This window comes from Colwellia sp. BRX8-4 (assembly GCF_014077345.1).
GTDB lineage: Bacteria > Pseudomonadota > Gammaproteobacteria > Enterobacterales > Alteromonadaceae > Colwellia_A.
Genome location: NZ_JACGVS010000005.1, coordinates 171,006 through 189,164, shown reverse-complemented (window position 1 = coordinate 189,164; position 18,159 = coordinate 171,006). Strand labels below are relative to the sequence as shown.

At 38.4% G+C, this 18,159-nt stretch carries 19 protein-coding genes; 9 read left to right on the top strand and 10 right to left on the bottom strand.

The window, feature by feature from the left end:
- Positions 1–120 precede the first annotated feature (120 nt).
- On the bottom strand, positions 121–771 hold the full coding sequence (locus tag H4J56_RS06745; RefSeq protein WP_070375023.1) for a DUF2959 domain-containing protein: 651 nt from the start codon (positions 769–771) through the stop codon (positions 121–123).
- Positions 771–1,004 (bottom strand): hypothetical protein, encoded by a 234-nt coding sequence (locus H4J56_RS06740; protein ID WP_182259061.1) that lies wholly within the window; start codon positions 1,002–1,004, stop codon positions 771–773. Before H4J56_RS06740 ends, H4J56_RS06745 begins: the two co-directional genes overlap by 1 nt.
- 100 nt (positions 1,005–1,104) lie before the next feature.
- On the opposite strand from H4J56_RS06740, the gene H4J56_RS06735 reads away from it, so the two are divergent.
- From H4J56_RS06735 to dtd, 3 genes are all read left to right on the top strand, one after another.
- Complete coding sequence (locus tag H4J56_RS06735; protein WP_182214782.1) at positions 1,105–1,986, top strand: virulence factor BrkB family protein; 882 nt, start codon at positions 1,105–1,107, stop codon at positions 1,984–1,986.
- A gap of 84 nt (positions 1,987–2,070) precedes the next feature.
- Positions 2,071–3,033, top strand: coding sequence for a prolyl aminopeptidase (pip, locus tag H4J56_RS06730; protein WP_182222512.1), 963 nt, complete (start codon positions 2,071–2,073; stop codon positions 3,031–3,033).
- A gap of 1 nt (position 3,034) precedes the next feature.
- On the top strand, positions 3,035–3,472 hold the full coding sequence (gene dtd, locus H4J56_RS06725; RefSeq protein WP_182229886.1) for a D-aminoacyl-tRNA deacylase: 438 nt from the start codon (positions 3,035–3,037) through the stop codon (positions 3,470–3,472).
- A 10-nt stretch (positions 3,473–3,482) separates the two neighbouring features.
- Here dtd and H4J56_RS06720 read toward each other — a convergent pair whose 3' ends face one another.
- A complete protein-coding gene (locus H4J56_RS06720; RefSeq protein WP_182259060.1) occupies positions 3,483–4,235 on the bottom strand; it encodes a spermidine synthase in 753 nt (250 codons plus the stop codon).
- 50 nt (positions 4,236–4,285) lie between these two features.
- Between H4J56_RS06720 and H4J56_RS06715 the strand changes: the two genes are divergently transcribed.
- From H4J56_RS06715 to H4J56_RS06700, 4 genes are read left to right on the top strand one after another with little or no spacing between them, the layout of a single operon-like run.
- Positions 4,286–5,176, top strand: a complete 891-nt coding sequence (locus H4J56_RS06715) for a bifunctional GNAT family N-acetyltransferase/hotdog fold thioesterase (RefSeq protein WP_182259059.1) — start codon at positions 4,286–4,288, stop codon at positions 5,174–5,176.
- 22 nt (positions 5,177–5,198) lie between these two features.
- Positions 5,199–5,684, top strand: coding sequence for a nuclear transport factor 2 family protein (locus H4J56_RS06710; protein WP_182222516.1), 486 nt, complete (start codon positions 5,199–5,201; stop codon positions 5,682–5,684).
- A 17-nt stretch (positions 5,685–5,701) separates the two neighbouring features.
- Positions 5,702–6,535: an SDR family oxidoreductase gene (locus H4J56_RS06705; protein WP_182259058.1), complete on the top strand. Its 834-nt coding sequence runs from the start codon at positions 5,702–5,704 to the stop codon at positions 6,533–6,535.
- A gap of 1 nt (position 6,536) precedes the next feature.
- Positions 6,537–6,845: a hypothetical protein gene (locus tag H4J56_RS06700; RefSeq protein ID WP_182214772.1), complete on the top strand. Its 309-nt coding sequence runs from the start codon at positions 6,537–6,539 to the stop codon at positions 6,843–6,845.
- Between the two features lie 87 nt (positions 6,846–6,932).
- On the opposite strand, the gene H4J56_RS06695 is transcribed toward H4J56_RS06700, so the two are convergent.
- The 6 genes from H4J56_RS06695 to hutC all read right to left on the bottom strand — a co-directional run bounded on the left by H4J56_RS06695 (position 6,933) and on the right by hutC (position 13,788).
- Complete coding sequence (locus tag H4J56_RS06695) at positions 6,933–7,877, bottom strand: SPFH domain-containing protein (RefSeq protein ID WP_259364904.1); 945 nt, start codon at positions 7,875–7,877, stop codon at positions 6,933–6,935.
- Positions 7,877–8,794, bottom strand: coding sequence for a slipin family protein (locus H4J56_RS06690; RefSeq protein ID WP_070375014.1), 918 nt, complete (start codon positions 8,792–8,794; stop codon positions 7,877–7,879). The genes H4J56_RS06695 and H4J56_RS06690 overlap by 1 nt, the downstream gene beginning before the upstream one ends.
- A 44-nt stretch (positions 8,795–8,838) precedes the next feature.
- Positions 8,839–9,291: an NfeD family protein gene (locus H4J56_RS06685; RefSeq protein ID WP_182214770.1), complete on the bottom strand. Its 453-nt coding sequence runs from the start codon at positions 9,289–9,291 to the stop codon at positions 8,839–8,841.
- 394 nt (positions 9,292–9,685) lie between these two features.
- On the bottom strand, positions 9,686–11,230 hold the full coding sequence (gene hutH, locus H4J56_RS06680) for a histidine ammonia-lyase (RefSeq protein WP_182214769.1): 1,545 nt from the start codon (positions 11,228–11,230) through the stop codon (positions 9,686–9,688).
- Between the two features lie 88 nt (positions 11,231–11,318).
- Positions 11,319–13,001 carry a urocanate hydratase gene (hutU, locus tag H4J56_RS06675; protein ID WP_310733832.1) on the bottom strand — a complete coding sequence of 561 codons (1,683 nt, stop codon included), beginning with the start codon at positions 12,999–13,001 and terminating at the stop codon, positions 11,319–11,321.
- Positions 13,002–13,065: 64 nt separating this feature from the next.
- On the bottom strand, positions 13,066–13,788 hold the full coding sequence (gene hutC, locus H4J56_RS06670) for a histidine utilization repressor (protein ID WP_182214766.1): 723 nt from the start codon (positions 13,786–13,788) through the stop codon (positions 13,066–13,068).
- A gap of 236 nt (positions 13,789–14,024) precedes the next feature.
- On the opposite strand from hutC, the gene hutI reads away from it, so the two are divergent.
- Together hutI and H4J56_RS06660 are read left to right on the top strand one after the other, a co-directional pair.
- A complete protein-coding gene (gene hutI, locus H4J56_RS06665) occupies positions 14,025–15,257 on the top strand; it encodes an imidazolonepropionase (protein ID WP_182259056.1) in 1,233 nt (410 codons plus the stop codon).
- Positions 15,258–15,497: 240 nt separating this feature from the next.
- Positions 15,498–17,597 carry an EAL domain-containing protein gene (locus H4J56_RS06660; RefSeq protein ID WP_182259055.1) on the top strand — a complete coding sequence of 700 codons (2,100 nt, stop codon included), beginning with the start codon at positions 15,498–15,500 and terminating at the stop codon, positions 17,595–17,597.
- Between the two features lie 51 nt (positions 17,598–17,648).
- Here the strand turns inward: H4J56_RS06660 and rraA are convergent, their stop codons facing one another.
- Positions 17,649–18,134 (bottom strand): ribonuclease E activity regulator RraA, encoded by a 486-nt coding sequence (gene rraA, locus H4J56_RS06655; RefSeq protein ID WP_070375007.1) that lies wholly within the window; start codon positions 18,132–18,134, stop codon positions 17,649–17,651.
- Positions 18,135–18,159 lie beyond the last annotated feature (25 nt).

The window sequence follows — 18,159 nt, the reverse complement described above, 5'->3', positions numbered from 1 at the left end:
AGTAATTCTCTGTCATTAAGTTGATGGCGGCTCATTTAACATAAACAAGCTACCATCTATTATCACTTACCATTAACTTTATGGTACTAAGCAGACACTCATAAAAGTGCTCCTTTTGTACTAAGGGTTCTTAAGTGATTTTATGAATGTTTGTGATTTGTTAATTGAATTGTTCATTTCGTTAATTAAGCGTTCAACATCTTGTTCAATTAATTTATATTCTGTTTTAAGCTCACCGATAGCTCGCGCATTAAGATTATGTTTTAAATAAAGCATATTATCTTTAAGCGCATCAAGAATAGGTTGCATTCTCTTCTCCGCATTACGCATTGATTCAATCACTGAAGTATAACGATTTTGGGTTTCGTTATAACGCGATTGACTTTGGCGTTTTAATGATTGATTAGTAAATTGTTCTAATTCACTATTCCATTCATTAAACAAAGCTTCAGCGACAGCTTCAATTGAATTAATACGAGCAGTTACATCCTCAGCAGCAACTTTACTCGTATGATAGTGATCATTACTTATTTCATATTGTTGTTGCAGTTCACCACCATCAAAATTTACTAATGCAGAGAACTGTTCTAAGGCATTTTTAAATTCTTCTTTTGCTTCCTCTTGTGACTCAGTAGCAGTTTCAACACGATCGATCAATATATCACGTTTATGTTTACCTACTTTTTCCATGGCCGAATAGTAAGCAGATTGACAGCCGACTATTGACAGTAAAAGAAAAAATAACGAGACCTTAATTGTAATCTTATTCATTAGTTCCTACCTTTATAGCGAGCAGCATCGATGACTGCCCACAGATGAAAAATAAGACCAGGAACCGCCATAAAGAATAAGACTCCTGTCGCTGCTAATGTGTAGTTAACCCAGGTTAACAGGAAAAACAGGATTGCTGCGAGGATCCTCCCTTGAACTAATTGACCTAAACCTGCAATAAAAAAACTACATATTGCCGCTAAAACATTACCACCTGAACCTTGATTAGACATCATTACTCCTACGTTAAATTTTATTACGATTATTATCACTATCACTTGCTTAGCAATTATCATAATATATTGTACACCATAAGATAATAACTAATTTGTAATGAACTGGATTAAAAGCATTAAAAACAACCAGCAAAGTCAGACTATTTGGCACTTTTGTTTGTTTTTTATAAATAGAATATTAAAAGAGCAAATACACATTACTGCCGGTTACTTATCTTATGTAACCTTGATGTCGCTGGTGCCTTTGATTGTAGTCATGTTGTCAGTTATGACCGCTTTTCCTATCTTTACTGATATTAAAGAAATTATTGAAAATTTTGTTTATCAAAATTTTATGCCTGCTGCGGGTGATGTGGTTAAAGAACATATTACCGGTTTTGTCACGAATGCTTCAGAGATGTCAGCTATCGCCATTAGTTTTTTATTCTTATTTGCCCTATTGCTAATTTCTGCCATTGACACCAGCTTAAATAAAATTTGGCGGGTCACAACCAAAAGACGCATTGTTACCGCTTTTTCTATGTACTGGATGGTACTGACTCTTGGACCTGTCTTAATGGGCAGTAGTATAGCGGCAACTTCATATATTGTTTCTTTGATATCGATAGGGAATTATGACGTTTTCGGCCTTACCAATATAGCGTTAAGAGCTTTGCCTATTTTTGCTTCGATTGGCGCATTCCTTATTTTATATATGGTGGTGCCTAATAAAGTGGTACCGCTTAAACATGCCTTGTTTGGTGCAACATTAGCGGCACTTTTATTTGAAGTTGCAAAAAAAGGCTTTGCTTTTTATATCACGCAACTCCCTTCTTATGAGGCTATTTACGGTGCTCTAGCGGGTATTCCGATTCTTTTTTTATGGGTGTATTTATCTTGGCTAGTCGTGCTTTTCGGTGCATTGTTTACGGTCAGCTTAGAAAATTTTAAACCAGAAGATCACCAAAGAGAACACTTAGATAAGCATCAGATAAGTTAATTTATAAAGGCTTGTTTGAAACTGACAGTTTTTAATATTTTGCGCCATAATATTATTTATGGTCTCAATAAACAGAGTAAATACATGTCACGGTCTTTATATCCTAAAATAGCAACATATTCTGAAGAGTTGTTACCTGTTGGGGGGCAGCATCAAATATATCTTGAGCAGTCGGGTAACCCAACAGGAATACCTGTGTTATACCTTCATGGTGGTCCTGGTAGCGGTTCAAGCGAGAACCATCGGCGTTATTTTGATCCTGAACTGTATCGTATTATTTTATTTGATCAGCGAGGTTGTGGTCGCTCAAAGCCCTCTCCGTCCGTACTAGATAATACCACCGTTCATTTAATTGACGATATCGAAGTTATTCGTCAACACCTAAATATTGAACAGTGGTTAATTTGTGGTGGCTCATGGGGAACAACTTTAGCACTAACCTATGGTATCGCTCATTCAGATAAAATCTTAGCTTTTATCTTACGTGGTGTATTCCTCGGGACTCGATCTGAATACCAATGGCTTTACAGTCAGAAGGGGGCAAAAAACTTTTTCCCAGAGTACTATCAAGAATTTGTTGAACACTTACCAGCCGAGCTACAACATTCTCCACTGTCAGGTTACCACCAAGTACTCAATTCAAGTAATGAGGTCGCGGTGATCTCGGCCAGTAAAGCTTGGACATTATGGGAATTAAGGTTATCAACCCTTGAGCATCACCATATAGGTCTGGCGCATGTTGATGACGCCCATCAAGCTCTATGCATGGCAAAGGTATCAAGTCATTACTTTACTCAAGATTGTTTTATCAATGAGAATTACATTTTAGAAAATATTGATAAACTAACCGCGATCCCTGCGATTATTCTTCATGGCCGTTACGACATGGTTTGTCAGCTTGATAATGCTTTTTCACTGACTAAATTTTGGGATAACGCGCAATTACAAATTTTGCCTTGTGCAGGACATAGTGGTTTTGAGCGACAAACTATTGATGCATTTTGTCGAGCGAGCGATACTATGGCAAATTTTCTAGCCGAGCAATAAAATGATCGCAGTTATTCAAAGAGTTTCACAAGCAAGCGTTACGGTTAATCAACAAGTGATAGGAAAAATTGATCGAGGGATTTTAGTATTACTTGCCATTGAGCCTGACGACAACGAAACTAAAGCGAAACGATTAGCGCAACGGATTGCAGGTTATCGTATCTTTGAAGACGAAGCAGGAAAAATGAACCTAAATGTTAGCGATATTGACGGAGAAATTTTAGTTGTTTCACAATTTACACTAGCCGCCGATACGCGTTCAGGTATGCGTCCAAGCTTTACTTCTGCAGCTAAACCAGAAGTCAGCATCCCACTATATAATTATTTCTGTTTACAATTGCGTGGTCATGGTTTTGCCGTGCCTACAGGCGAGTTTGGTGCTGATATGAAAGTAGCACTAGTGAATGATGGTCCCGTTACCTTTACACTCACTTGCTAAGCGCAATGAACTATTGCATGCCATGTCGCCAATATTTACGCCAGCGTTTAAATGTTCTCGCGGGTAGCACGGTGTTAGCAAGTAAGCTCTCTTCAGCTTGACTTAACATATCGTAGGGCAGTAAATGAATAATAACATTTAAGTAATGAGGAATATGAAAGTACACTAGCTGTTTAGTTGGAGCGAGTACTTTTAACTCGGCGAGAAAATAATTAATTTCTTCGTTTGATGGGCTTGGCAAGTTAAGTGATAAAACAGCTCGCTCGTCCACTTTTTTTAAGATATTTTTGGTTAAAATCAATGAGTCGTTAATAGACTGATTTTTATGGTAAATGTCACAAATAAACCAATCAGGTTTCATTTTTTTATGGTGATGAAGCCAATCTAGTGCCGAGCAATGATGCAAATTAACCTTGGTAGCTTGTGGATTAAAAAAGCGTTCGAAACATTCAATAACTTCTTGTGAATATTCAATGGTGTGTAAGGTTAAATCAGGTAAATAATGCAATAAAAATCGTGCTAAATTGCCACCACCTAAGCCAAATTCCACAACTTTTTTAGGGCGAAAAAAAAGTAAAGGTGATAATAAGCTGATTTGATGAGGAAATGTAAGTTGTGAGGGCTTGCGCTTTAGCATCATGCTTTGTACGACATTATCAAAAGCTAACCAACGATAGTGTTGGTTTTCACTCACCGAAATGGAGTCATCATTTTGCGTGTAGTAACTTAATTGACCCTGTTGGATATTTTTAACTAATTTCATAATAGCGTATACGAACGAATCTTTTTAATTGTTATAGGTAAGCATAACCAATGTTTGAGTGTCGAGCACCCATAAGCCAGCAAGAATTTGACCAATACTACCACTTACGCTGGACAATATTACGTAAACCATCACAACAAAAACAAGGAAGTGAAAAAGATGACTTGGAAAAACAAGCGATTCATCGAGCCATTTTTGATGATAAAGGTAATATTATCGCTGTTGCACGTCTTCACTTTTGTAGCTTGTTAGCAGGGCAAATTCGTTATATGGCGGTTGCTGATGATTTTCAGGGCAAAGGGTTAGGGCAGCAGTTAATACTCGCCCTTGAACAGTTTGCGAGCCGTTTAGGTGTCACTAAGCTCTCTTTGAAAGCGCGAGAACAAGCGATCAGCTTCTATGAAAAACAATCTTATAAAAACATTGGCTTTTCGCACTTATTATTTAATAAAATTAAGCATTTCAATATGGAAAAAACGCTGGTAAGCGATGATTTTCATTATAATGAACTATCAACAGCACTGCAAAATACTTGGCATAGCACTATACCAATGAGCAAAGCGATGAAAGTGACGGTTGGTTATTATGATCAACAAAATTTAGTCACGACTTGTGATGAGCTTTTTAATAAAAATTTACACAATACTATGTTTGCGGGCAGTATCTACACATTAGCAACATTAACGGGATGGGGCTGGGTTTATTTGTTAATGGAACAGAAAAATCTTATGGGTAATATAGTGTTAGCTGATGCCAAGATTAGATATCATAGCCCAATAGCAGGAATAGCTTTTGCAAAAACAGGACGCTCGTTAAGCTCTGGCAGTATTGATAACTTAGTGACCAAGCAGAAAATAAAACTCTGCGTTGAAGTTCAGGTAATGAGTGGAGAAAAGGTAGCCGCAACTTTTAATGGCTTATATTTTGTTCTACCAAAATGAGCCAAATTTAGGATTTGATACCATGATAAAAATTATAGTTTGTCTTATAGGCCTCTGTCTTTTTAACGCCAGTGTATTTGCAAACAGCGACATAGATAAAGTGCTAGATACTTTTCATCAAGCTGCTGGCGATGCTGACCAAAAAATTTATCTTGATTTACTTGATGAACAAGCCGTATTTTTAGGCACTGATGGTCAAGAGCGCTGGACAAAAAAACAATTTACTGAGTTTGTTACTCCTTATTTCAGTCAAGGACAAGGTTGGCGCTATAAATCTCGTCAAAGAAATATTACGCTTATTGCATCAGTAAATAATAGCGAACAATTGGCGTTTTTTGACGAGTTACTCGACAATAGTCACTATGGCGAATGTCGGGGATCTGGTGTGCTTAAGTTGACGTCTGATGGTTGGAAAATATTACAGTATAATCTTTCTATACCAGTTCCTAATACTATTTCAACAGACGTTGTCAGTAAAATTAAAGAATATCATCAAAAGAATCGTTAATAAATTAAGGGAATACGATGGTAAAAAATGTTGCGATTATAGGTTGTGGTTGGCTTGGCCACGCTTTAGCAAAGCAATTGTTGAGAGAAGAATATCGCGTCACTGTAACGGTACAAAGTGAAGAGAAAAAGCAAAGACTAGCTAAAGAGCAAATAGATACAGAGCTTTTGATTTTACCTGTTGAAGATCCTAAATCAACAGTGTTAAGTGTTTTTGGTCACGATACGCTTATTATTTCTATAACACCACAGATCCGCCAAGGGCGAAGCGATTACCCTGAAAAAGTTGCCCAGTTAATTGAAATGGCTGAACTAGGGCGTGTAAAAAAAATTGTCTTGTTAAGTAGTACTGCTGTCTATAATGGTTTGTCAGGTTTAGTTGATGAACAATCAGTGCTAGATATGAACGCTGATAAAGTGGCTACTCTTATTCGCGCCGAAAAAGCAGCAGAGGCCTTTTCAGGCGAAACAGTTATATTGCGCTTGGCCGGATTAGTTGGGCCTGAGCGCCACCCCGGTAGGTTTTTACAAGGAAGAAAATTACTTTCTGACCCACAAGCCTTTATCAATCTAATCCATCAGGACGATGCGGTTGGTGTTTTAATGGAGATCATTAAAGATGAAAACATTAGGGGTATTTATAACGCGGTCAGCGCTACGGAAACGTCTAAACAACATTATTACCATGCGGCTGCTAAAGCTTTAAATTTGCCGCTGCCAGAGTTCTCGTTTGAAACATCAATGCGTTTTGGTAAACGTATTAATGATGAAAAACTGCGTAATAGTTTTACTTATCAATTTACTCATGATGATTTAATTGTTTGGTTATATAAATCGGTTGCAGGGTTATAAGATGCTTAAAGCTTGGTTAACCAACAAAGCCACTCAGTTGTTTTTTGTTCTATGGTTGCATATTTCGTTATTAAACTTATTTTTTGTTAACAAACGAGGCGTTGTGTTTTTGTGGCAACAAAATAGCGAACTGAACACCTTACTTACTCATTTTATTACTGCTTTAATTGCGGCCATTATTTATATTGCCATCACTAAAATACGAATAGGTTTAGCGGAAAAAAAACTCACGATGGGTAATAATGTTTTTGTGGTGGGCTCAGTGGTTATGGTGTTACTCATTGGCTTTTTTTTATTTTCAAGTGAGTAACATAATGCCATTCATCTATCAAAGCACGTAGTTAAAAAGCGAGTCAACTACGTGCTTTATTTATTCTACTATTTTTAAGCTTAGCTGTTATTTAATACCTGATACGGCTAACCACTGGTTAAAATCAAGCAAGTTTGCCGGTAAAATAACTTTTCTGTTTGCCTGGCTTAAGCCTTGCATTTGCTGAAGGTACTGCTCGGTTAATTGTAAATCAAGTGCTTGTTGCCCACCCGGTTGCTCAATGGCAATCGCTATTTTAGTGATTGAATCCCCCGTTGCTTGCGCAATAGCAATTATTTGTGCCGCTTTACCTTCTGCAGAATTTATACGACGTTGTTTTTCACCTTCTGAAATATTGATCATTTCAGTCATTAAGCCTTCTGAACGGTTAATTCGACTCGCCTTATCTCCTAAACTTTTTGCTAGAATTGCCCGGCGTTCACGTTCCGCATTAACTTCTAACTCCATGGCATTTTTAACGGTATCAGGTGGCGTTATATTTTTTATCTCATAGCGATGAACACGTATTCCCCAACTTTCGCCGGCTTTATCTAATACTTCTACCACTTTAGCACTGATAACATCACGCTCTTCAAAAGTTCTGTCCAAGTCTAAGGTACCAATAACAGAACGCGTGGTGGTTTGTGCTAATTGCATCGCGGCAAAACGATAGTCAGTGATACCGTAGCTTGCTTTTAATGAATCAATGACTTCGATGTAAATAACGCCATCAACTTCAACATTGACTTCGTCTTTTGAAAAACATTCTTGTGGTGGTACGTCGATTGTTTCTTCTTTTAAATCTTGAATAAAAGCCACACGGTCAATAAATGGCAATAAAAGATGAAAGCCTGCTTCTAAGGTACAGCGGTACTTGCCTAAACGTTCAACGACATAGGCAGACTTTGTTGGTACTAAGCAAATAGCTTGTACGAACTTGTAGGCTAGAAAGAGAAATATAGCGCCCCAAATAGCTAGCACCACGATATCAAGGTTACTGCCACCCATATTACTTATAGTTTGCTGGATCATTATTTTGCTCCTTGAACGGTTTGCGTTACTTTGTCCATGCCTTCGAAAAAGCCTTCTAATTTCGCCATTTCAGCGGGCATAATTGAGACATCTGCAGTTTTTAAAATAGACCCAGTTTGTTTAATGAATTGCTCTAGTAAACGCATTTTTATCGCTTTGTCGCCACCCGGAGTCATTGACGCTTTGGCAATCATGTTCATGCCCTCTGCGGTGGCTTGCGTTAGTATTTCAATTTCTTTTGCAAAACCATGTGCTTCATTAATTTGTCGTTGTTTATCACCCTCTGAAATATTAATGGCTTCTTGGCGCTCACCTTCTGATAAATTTATTGTCGATTCTTTGTCAGCTTCAGCTAAAGTAATTTCAGCACGTTTTTTTCGCTCGGCTTCCATCTGTTTTTCAAGGGTATGAATGACATTAGCAGAAGGGGTGATATTTCTAACTTCGTAACGCAACATTTTGATGCCCCAAGGATCTGATGCTTTGTCTATTTCACGGACAATCGTTTCGTTAAGGGTGTCTCGTTCTGAAAACGTTTGTCCGAGTTTTAGCTTACCAATTTCACTTCGCATAGTGGTTTGCGCTAAATTTACACAAGCTCGGCGGTAATCTTCTATACCATAGCTGGCTTTGGCACCGTCCATAACTTGAATATAAACTAAGCCGTCGACTTCAATTTGAATATTATCGCGAGATATACAGCTTTGAGAAGGGATGTCTAAGACTTGTTCTCTTGTTTCATGACGGTAAGCGACACGGTCAATAAAAGGAATAAGAAAATGTAATCCAGGTTGCATTATTGCGCGAAATTTACCTAAACGTTCGATAATGCAAACTTCTTTCATTGGCACAATAAGGACCAGTTTGACAACAATAAACAGTAATCCAAGAAAGACAAAGGTGAGTGTGGCTAGCATAGGTTGCTCCCATATTTTTAGTTAGAATGATAGTTTTGTTGTTGTTACTTTATCGGTTCAACAACCAGAGAGATATTTTCTTTACAAACAATAGTGGCGTGACTACCTTTGGGTAACTCTGAACCGTCGCTCAGCGCGGTCCAAGTAGTGCCTTGAAATTCTACACGACCAGCATGAGTCCCTGGTCCAATTTTTTCTATAACCGTTACTTCTTTGCCATAAATGTCTAGTTCTTCATAAATATTTTCAACGGTATATTCACCACTGAAAAACCGCTCAGTGACAAAATAAAGTACAAATAGTAGAAATGAAGCAAGAATAAACCAAGTCGTTAAAGTCAGAGTCCAAGTATCGAGTAATTGTTGTTGTACACCAATAGCGACTAATAATGAGGCAATACCTAAATTTAAGAGGATACCACCGGGAACAAAAATTTCTGCGCAAGCAAATAATATGGCTAGAACAATCCACGTTTCAAATAAAAGTATGTACTCCACCGCTAACTCCTTGTCATTAATGCTTTAATAGATTAACAGGTTAAAAAAATATAGATACTGTTGTTATATTATTATGAAGAGGTAAAATTTATGATCACTTCTGTAAAAATAAAGTTAGCAAGTACGACATATTATGTCAAGTTTGTTGTTGAATTATATTTCCTAGTTAAGTCTAGGTTATTAGGTAACTCCCTTACGTTAGTCTGGCTCTGATATTATTGTTTCAAAAATTGATATACAGGAAAGTATTAATAAGGTGAATGCGCGTACCTAGCAGAAATATACGTTGCTTTACTTTTTACATCCATGTGATCACAGCATACCGTTCATCCTGAACATATAAAGCCCGTGAACTTTCATTAACGGGCTTTATTATTTATATTTTTATTAAATACTAGAAGCTTGGTAGTATACCAGCGGGTATTAATTGATTTAATTCACCATCAGCAATAATATCTGAGGCTTCTGCAATATCGGGTGCAAAGTATCTATCTTTATCATAAAAGCTTACTTCTTGACGTAAAATAGCTTTGGCTAATTCAACTTTTTCAGCACCTTTAAGAGGAGCTCTAAAGTCTAAACCTTGCGCGGCGGCTAAATACTCTACGGCCAAGACACCATTGGTATTTTCTGCCATATCAGCTAAACGACGACCAGCAAAGCAAGCCATCGATACATGATCTTCTTGGTTAGCCGATGTTGGTAAACTGTCAACCGAAGCAGGGTGAGCTAACGATTTATTTTCTGATGCTAAAGCTGCTGAGGTCACCTGAGCTATCATAAAACCTGAGTTAACACCGCCGTTATCTACAAGAAATGGAGGGAGTTTACTTAAGTTTGCATCAATCAATAGTGCCATTCTACGTTCAGACAACGAACCTATTTCGGCAATGGCGAGGGCTAAATTATCAGCAGCCATAGCGACAGGTTCAGCGTGGAAATTACCTGCCGAGATAAAATCACCTTCATTTGCAAAAACCAGTGGATTATCCGTTACTCCATTGGCTTCGATATGAAGCACTTCAGCAGCCTGACGAATTTGTGTTAAACATGCTCCCATCACTTGTGGCTGACAACGTAATGAATAAGGGTCTTGTACTTTTTCACAATCAACATGAGAGCCACCAATTTCAGAGTTTGTATCTAAAACATAACGGTAAGCGGTTGCTGCATCTATTTGGCCTATTTGCCCACGTACTTGGTGAACGCGATCGTCAAAAGGGGCACGTGAACCTAATGCGGCTTCAACAGACATTGAGCCAATAACCACAGCAGCAGCAAATAAATCTTCAGCGTGAAATAAACCTTCCAAAGAAAAAGCCGTAGATGCTTGTGTACCGTTAAGTAGCGCTAAACCTTCTTTCGCGGCAAGTGTTACCGGTTCAAGACCTGCAATTTTTAAACCTTCAAGGGCGGTAATGACTTCACCGTCATGCGACATTTCACCTTCACCTAGTAAAGGTAAAACCATATGTGAAAGTGGTGCTAAATCGCCAGATGCGCCAACTGAACCTTTTTTGGGTACACAAGGATAAACTTCAGCATTAAGCAGAGTGATTAAGGCTTGGATGACTTTTAAACGTATACCTGAAAAGCCACGTGACAATGAATTGATTTTTAATACCATCATTAAGCGTACCGTGGCATCTTCCATATATTCGCCAAAACCCGCTGAGTGAGAAAGTACGATAGAGCGTTGTAATAATTCTAGCTCTTCTGTCTTTATGCGTGTGCTGGCTAATAAGCCAAAGCCGGTATTAATACCATAAACGACACGGTTTTCACGGATAACTTGTTGTACCGCTTCAGCACTTTGATGAATCGCATCAAAGGCACTCTCGTCAAGGCTATATTGAATACCTTCGTATTTAACGACGTTGCGTAATTGCGCTAGGGTTAATTGCCCTGGAATAATGTTTAATGTGCTTATATCTGACATGTATTTCTCGTTAATTCTAATTAATTCATTAAATGAGTTTTCTTTAATGTGGCTGCATTAAGTCATTACGTCAGCCACGAAGAAAAAGTTACTTACCGTTAGCGCCTTCAATCATAGGTAAATCAAGGCCTTGCTCTATTGCACAATCAACGGCTATATCGTAACCCGCATCGGCATGACGCATAACACCTGTCGCAGGGTCGTTCCATAAAACGCGGCCAATACGCTGTGCTGCTTCGTCAGTTCCGTCAGCAACAATAACCACACCTGAATGTTGGCTAAAGCCCATACCAACACCACCTCCGTGATGTATGCTTACCCAAGTAGCACCACCAGACGTTGAAAGTAGGGCATTAAGTAATGGCCAATCAGAAACAGCATCTGACCCATCTAACATACTTTCAGTTTCTCGATTTGGTGAAGCAACTGAACCTGAATCTAAGTGATCTCGACCGATAACAACGGGGGCAGATAATTCGCCAGTTTTAACCATTTCGTTAAAGGCTAACGCTAAACGCGCACGGTCTTTTAAACCGACCCAACAAATACGTGCTGGTAGACCTTGAAAGTCGATACGCTCACGAGCCATATCCAACCAATTGTGTAAATGAGGATTATTGGGGATCAATTCTTTAACTTTTGCATCTGTTTTATAGATATCTTCTGGATCGCCAGACAATGCTACCCAGCGGAAAGGACCTATGCCCTCACAAAATAAGGGACGAACATATGCAGGTACAAAACCGGGGAAATCAAAAGCATTTTTCACCCCTTCATCTAAAGCCATTTGACGAATGTTGTTACCATAATCTGTTGTTGCAGAACCTGCCGCTTGTAAGTCGAGCATGGCTTGTACTTGTATCGCCATTGATTTTTTCGCTGCTTTTACTACAAAAGCTTCGTCTTTTAAGCGCATCTCTGCTGCGTATTCCATGGTCCAACCTTGTGGAAGGTAGCCATTTAATGGATCATGTGCTGATGTTTGATCTGTGGTTACATCGGGTGTGATACCACGCTTTACTAACTCAGGAAAAACGTCAGCGGCGTTACCTAATAAACCAACAGATATCGCTTCACCTCTAGCACATGCTTCGTTTATTATGACTAAAGCTTCATCTAGCGTTTTTGCTTTTTTGTCTACATAACGAGTTTTGATACGAAAGTCGATTCGGGTTTCATCACATTCAACCACTAATGCTGAAAAACCAGCCATAGTTGCTGCGAGAGGTTGTGCACCGCCCATACCGCCTAACCCACCAGTAAGTACCCACTTACCTTTAGCGCTTCCGCCAAAGTGTTGCTTAGCCATTGCGACAAAGGTTTCATAAGTACCTTGAACAATACCTTGTGAACCAATGTAAATCCAAGAACCCGCAGTCATTTGGCCATACATCATCAAGCCTTTTTTATCGAGCTCGTTGAAGTGTTCCCAATTACCCCAATTTGGCACTAAGTTTGAGTTAGCAATTAAAACACGTGGCGCATTTGAGTGGGTTTTAAATACACCAACCGGCTTGCCTGATTGCACCATTAAGGTTTCGTCATCTTCTAAACGATTTAATACTTCAATAATTTTGTCATAGCAAGCCCAGTTGCGTGCGGCACGGCCGATCCCGCCGTAGACCACTAATGATTGCGGGTGTTCAGCAACTTCAGGGTCAAGGTTATTCATTAACATGCGTTTAGCCGCTTCGGTTAACCAACTTTTTGCGGTAATTTTATTACCACGATCGGCTCTGATCACTCGGCTTGTATCTAATCTTGGGTCTATTGAGGTATTTTCGATAGTCATGATGTTTTCCTAACTATGGGTTGTAAAAAGGATGATTATTTCTTTAGAATTTTAAGTGACTGCCTAAACGATACTTATTACCCGGAGAGGTTAAGGTCGCTAAACTGACCACCCCTTTACTTGACCAAGTACGACGTTTCACTTGTAAGCAAGGCATTGATTCTTCTATATGAAGTAATTGGCAAATATAGGCTTCTGCTAATACAGCTTCTATTTCGTGTGTTGCTTCTGTTAATGGTGCTTCACTTGATAAATATTCGTGAGGCGTTATTTGCGTGAAGTCTTGCTGTAAATAATTTTTTACTAAGTCGCTATTAACAAAACGTTGTTCGAGTTGAATCGGTTGATCATTTTCAAAATGCAGTACTTCAGAATAAAAAACTGACACGCTATTAATTGAATTAGTTTTTAAGTTAAGTAAAATAGCGATTTCTTCGTTAACAGCAACCGCTTTTAAGGTCAGCTGTTTAGCGTGATGTCGATGACCTCGCTCTTGAATTTCATCAGCGATATTACGAATTTCTAATAACGAAGACTGTGACTTAAACGTTGCAACAAAAGTGCCTGAGCCTTGCGAACGAATCAATAGTCCTTGTTCGGTAAGTTCTTGTAAAGCACGTCTTGCTGTCATACGACTTACTGAAAATTGATCCGCGAGTTCATTTTCAGAAGGGACTTTTGCATGTTGTTGCCATTCGCCAGATTCAATTTTTTGGCAAATATGCTGCTTTATTACGGTAAATTTTGCTGTTTTTACTTTAGTCATGTTAATTCGCTAGGTTTATTGTTTATAAGACTGTTGTCGTCTTAACGCTATAACTTGTATATACAATCTCATTTATTAGTGCTGATGTCAATAGTTGTATATACAAGCTTGCTTGTCTATTCTCTATCGCGTAAAGTAGCGTTATTAGCAATCAAACACTACGCTTATAATGCCGCCATCTTTTGATATAAACGCTGGTTAAAAGTTTAGCGTTAAAATCACCTTTTGGATCTATTATGACGATTAATTCTTCTACTTGGCACACTCTCTTCATTAATGTAAATCTAGCGACTATGACTGATGGCGCTAACAGCTATGGTGCGATTGAAAATGGTGCTTTAGCAATAAGTGGAAGTAAAATTGCTTGGTTAGGTGCTGAAACTTCTTTACCCCTATATGATGAAAAATCAGTACGGGTTATTGATGGAAAAGGTAAATGGTTAACGCCCGGACTCGTTGATTGTCATACACATATCGTTTATGGCGGTAACCGAGCCAATGAATTTGAAATGCGCTTACTCGGGAAAAGTTATCAAGAAATTGCTAATGCCGGCGGAGGCATAGTCTCAACAGTATCTGCCACACGCAAAGCCAGTGAAAGTGAATTATTAACCAGTGCATTACCCAGGTTAACTGCATTACATCAACAAGGTGTGACCAGTATTGAAATTAAATCGGGTTATGGTCTTGATACAGAAAACGAAATTAAAATGCTTAAAGTAGCAGGGCAGTTAGCTGAAAAGCTGCCGGTTACTATTAAGCGGACTTTCCTTGGCGCACATGCTTTACCTGTTGAATACAAAGATAATCCCGATGAATATGTCGACTTAGTCTGTGATGAAATGATACCCATTATTGCCAAAGGTAAATTAGCCGATGCGGTTGATGTTTTTTGCGAAAGTATTGGCTTTAGTTTAGTACAAACAGAACGTGTCTTTGCTGCGGCTCAAAAGCATCATCTACCGATAAAAGTTCACGCTGAGCAATTATCAAATTTAGGCGCTACCGCATTAGCGGCAAAATATAATGCGCTTTCATCTGATCATATCGAATTTTTAGATGAAGCCGGTATTAAAGCCATGAAAGATGCAGACATGACTGCAGTACTGTTACCCGGAGCCTTTTATTTTCTTCGTGAAACACAATTACCGCCAATGGAATTATTACGCAAGTATCAAGTGCCAATGGCGATTGCTACCGATGCAAACCCCGGTTCCTCACCCATTCATAATATTCAACTGATGCTTAATATGGCATGCACATTCTTTCGATTAACACCGGCAGAAGCACTAGCTGGTGTTACTTGTTATGGTGCTAAAGCACTCGGTTTAGCTAATAAAGGTCAGCTTGCGCTTGGCTTTGATGCAGATATTGCCTTGTGGAATATAGAGCAACCAGCGGAACTTTGTTATCAATTTGGCGTAAACCCACTGAGTGAATTATTTGTAGCGGGTAATAAAGCCATTTAATTTCATTAAATGGGCTTATATTCAGGCGATAATTTTTTCTGCGATAAGCCTAGTTAAAAACACCCTATACAAACTTCACTATATTGCTTAGTCTTAATATATATCCGTTCTACTTCAATACGCAGGTTCGTCTAATGGTGTTTAGCTATAAACCCTGTTTGGCATTGCAATAATTGATCTAATTTCCTAGTTAAACTCATCAGTCGTATAGGTTTGTTGTCATTAGGTAAAAGGCTTTATATGAAACACTTTCGCTCGGCGCGCTTATCACTCACTGGTTTTTTTATGGTAGTGTTAAGCTTGTTTTTATTTTCGAGTACGGCACAAGCCGCCTCTTTTTCTTTTACTGAATTTAATATTGCCTTTGTTTTGGGGTTAATGTTTCCTGTTATATTAATTATCGCCTTAGTTAAGCCCTTAAAAAACATTCGTCTTCGTTACCCCTTACTGATTTCTCTGAGTGTTTTATTGATGCTTTATGCCTTGGCTTATCCAAAAAGCTATCAAAGTGAATTGATACTTTCATCAGCCATGATTTTTTCTTCGGTGTTATTTTTTTGGCTACGAAGCACTTATTCTCAACCGGCAGAAAAAGTAAATTATTTAATCAATTTTATTGTTGTCGCAACAGCGGTATCTTTTGTTTTTAGTTTATGGTTTTTACCCGATATTGATGGTTATTTAGCCTGGCTGGCGGCAAGTTTACTGGTGCTTGCATGTGCTGGCGTTACGGTGCTTTCATCAAAAAAAATTAAAGAGCCTAGTAGTGTGAGATTAACGGCACAGTGGTTTATACATCTTTGTTTCGTGGTTATTCTTTTCGCGTGGTTAAATGCTTTTATCAGTGTTGTTTGGTTAGTGTCGGCAATCGTTATTTCTTATCTAGCCGCTTTGGTCAATGGTTGTTGGTATTTAGTGCAAGCCATTCGCGTCGAACTTAATAATAGCGATGATATTCGTCAAAAAATATCAACAGCATATTTGTTAGACCCAGCAACAAATTTACCCTGTTATCAGCAAGCCTTGGAAAAACTAGACAATGTTATAAAGCAGAAGCCTAAAAGTCGCTTTGTGAGTATTGTTTTTAAGCCGGTAAACTTTCAAGCGGTTAACACCGTTTTAGGTCACCATAATTCTGATATTTTATTATTACAATTAGCGTACTGTTTACAGAAAAAAGTCGCTGAAAATATTTTATTAGTTAACTTTTCAGATGAACAATCACCGATAAAAATCGCTCGGCTACAAGGGTTACACTTTTTAGTGGTGCTAGACTTGAGTACTGACAACTATCCTGACCATACTAAAGTTGACCAGCTTTGCCGTGAGCTTATGGCTGCTGTGCCCAGTGCAATGAGTTTTAAAAGTTTTTCTCTCAATTTCGAATTGGCTTTTGGTGCTGCTTATATGGGTGAATACAGTCATAGTGTCAGTGAGGTTATTTCATTTGCTGAAGATGCCTTACTCGTTTCAGAACAAACTCAACAAGTTGTTAGTTACTTTGACCACAATAGTGCACTCTATACCGAACAACAATTACAGCGTATGGAACAATTAAAACAAGATATAGCCGATGAAAAATTACATTGGTATTTACAACCACAAATAGGTCTAGCAAATAAAAAAGTAGTAGGCTTTCACATGGAGGTGCATTGGTATTGCGGTGATCAAACACCTCGTGTACTCAACCAATTTGTCGATATTGCCGAGCATAGTGGCGATATCTATCTATTAACAAAGCAGATGATTGTTGAAGCATGTAAGGCCATTGCTCAATTACAAAAGGTAGGTTTTGAAAAGCCAGTAACCATTACCTTTGCTAGTAAAGAGTTACTTGAACCGGCATTAATTGACTACATTGTTTTGCAAGCTAAAGAATATAGTATTAATACAAATTCTTTAATTATCGAGTTTAAAGAAGCGCTAATTTTATCTGCTAGCCAAAGAGCAAAAGCGATCATTGATCAGCTGAAATCTTTAAATATAAAGATCGCGATAGGGGATTTTTCAGGCAGCTATGAATCATTACGATACTTACGAAAGCTGAGTATCCATCAAGTAAAAATTAATTGTGGCTTGTTGGGTAATAGTGAGAATGACATTGAGAGTGGTAGCTCAGATAATGCCATTATTAATGCGCTCATCAATTTAACCCGGGCAATGAAACTCCCCCTTATTGGCACCTCAATTAATAACAGTAATATTGAACAAGCATTTATATCAATGGGTGGTGAATATGCTCAGGGTAGATATTTAAGTCGTGGGGTTGTTTTTGATGAAATTGAAATTTGGACGCGACGTTGGCTCGAACAATATCCACATAGTGAGCCAGCTAAGTGAGCCCAATTTAAGTCAGTGGGCGTAACTTACTGAATATAAAGTCTAGATGATTTATTCAATGTCTAACGGCTCTGGTGACAAAATAATACCAGTATTGTCAGCATAAATGTGGTCTTCAGGGAGAAATGTTACCCCAGCAAAGTTTATTGCTAAATCACTTTCGCCAATATCTTGGTCGCTAGCACCGACAGGAATAGAGACTAAGCCTTGAATACCTAAGTCGAGTTCTTCTATTGCATCTACGTCGCGGACACTTCCATAGCAAACAATTCCTTCCCAAGCATTGTTAGCGGCCTGTTCAGCAATGTTAAAATCAATCAGTGCCCTACGTGTTGAGCCACCACCATCAATAACAAGTACTTTTCCTCGTCCATCTGTCGCTACAATTTGTGCTATTAAGCCATTATTTTCAAAGCACTTAATGGTAACAACTTGACCACCAAAAGAGCTGCGCCCGCCATAATTACAAAAGATAGGATCAACAACATCAATTAGGTCGGCATAAATATTACAAAGCTCTGAGGTGTTGTATTCCATTATTTTTCCTTAATGCTATGATTGA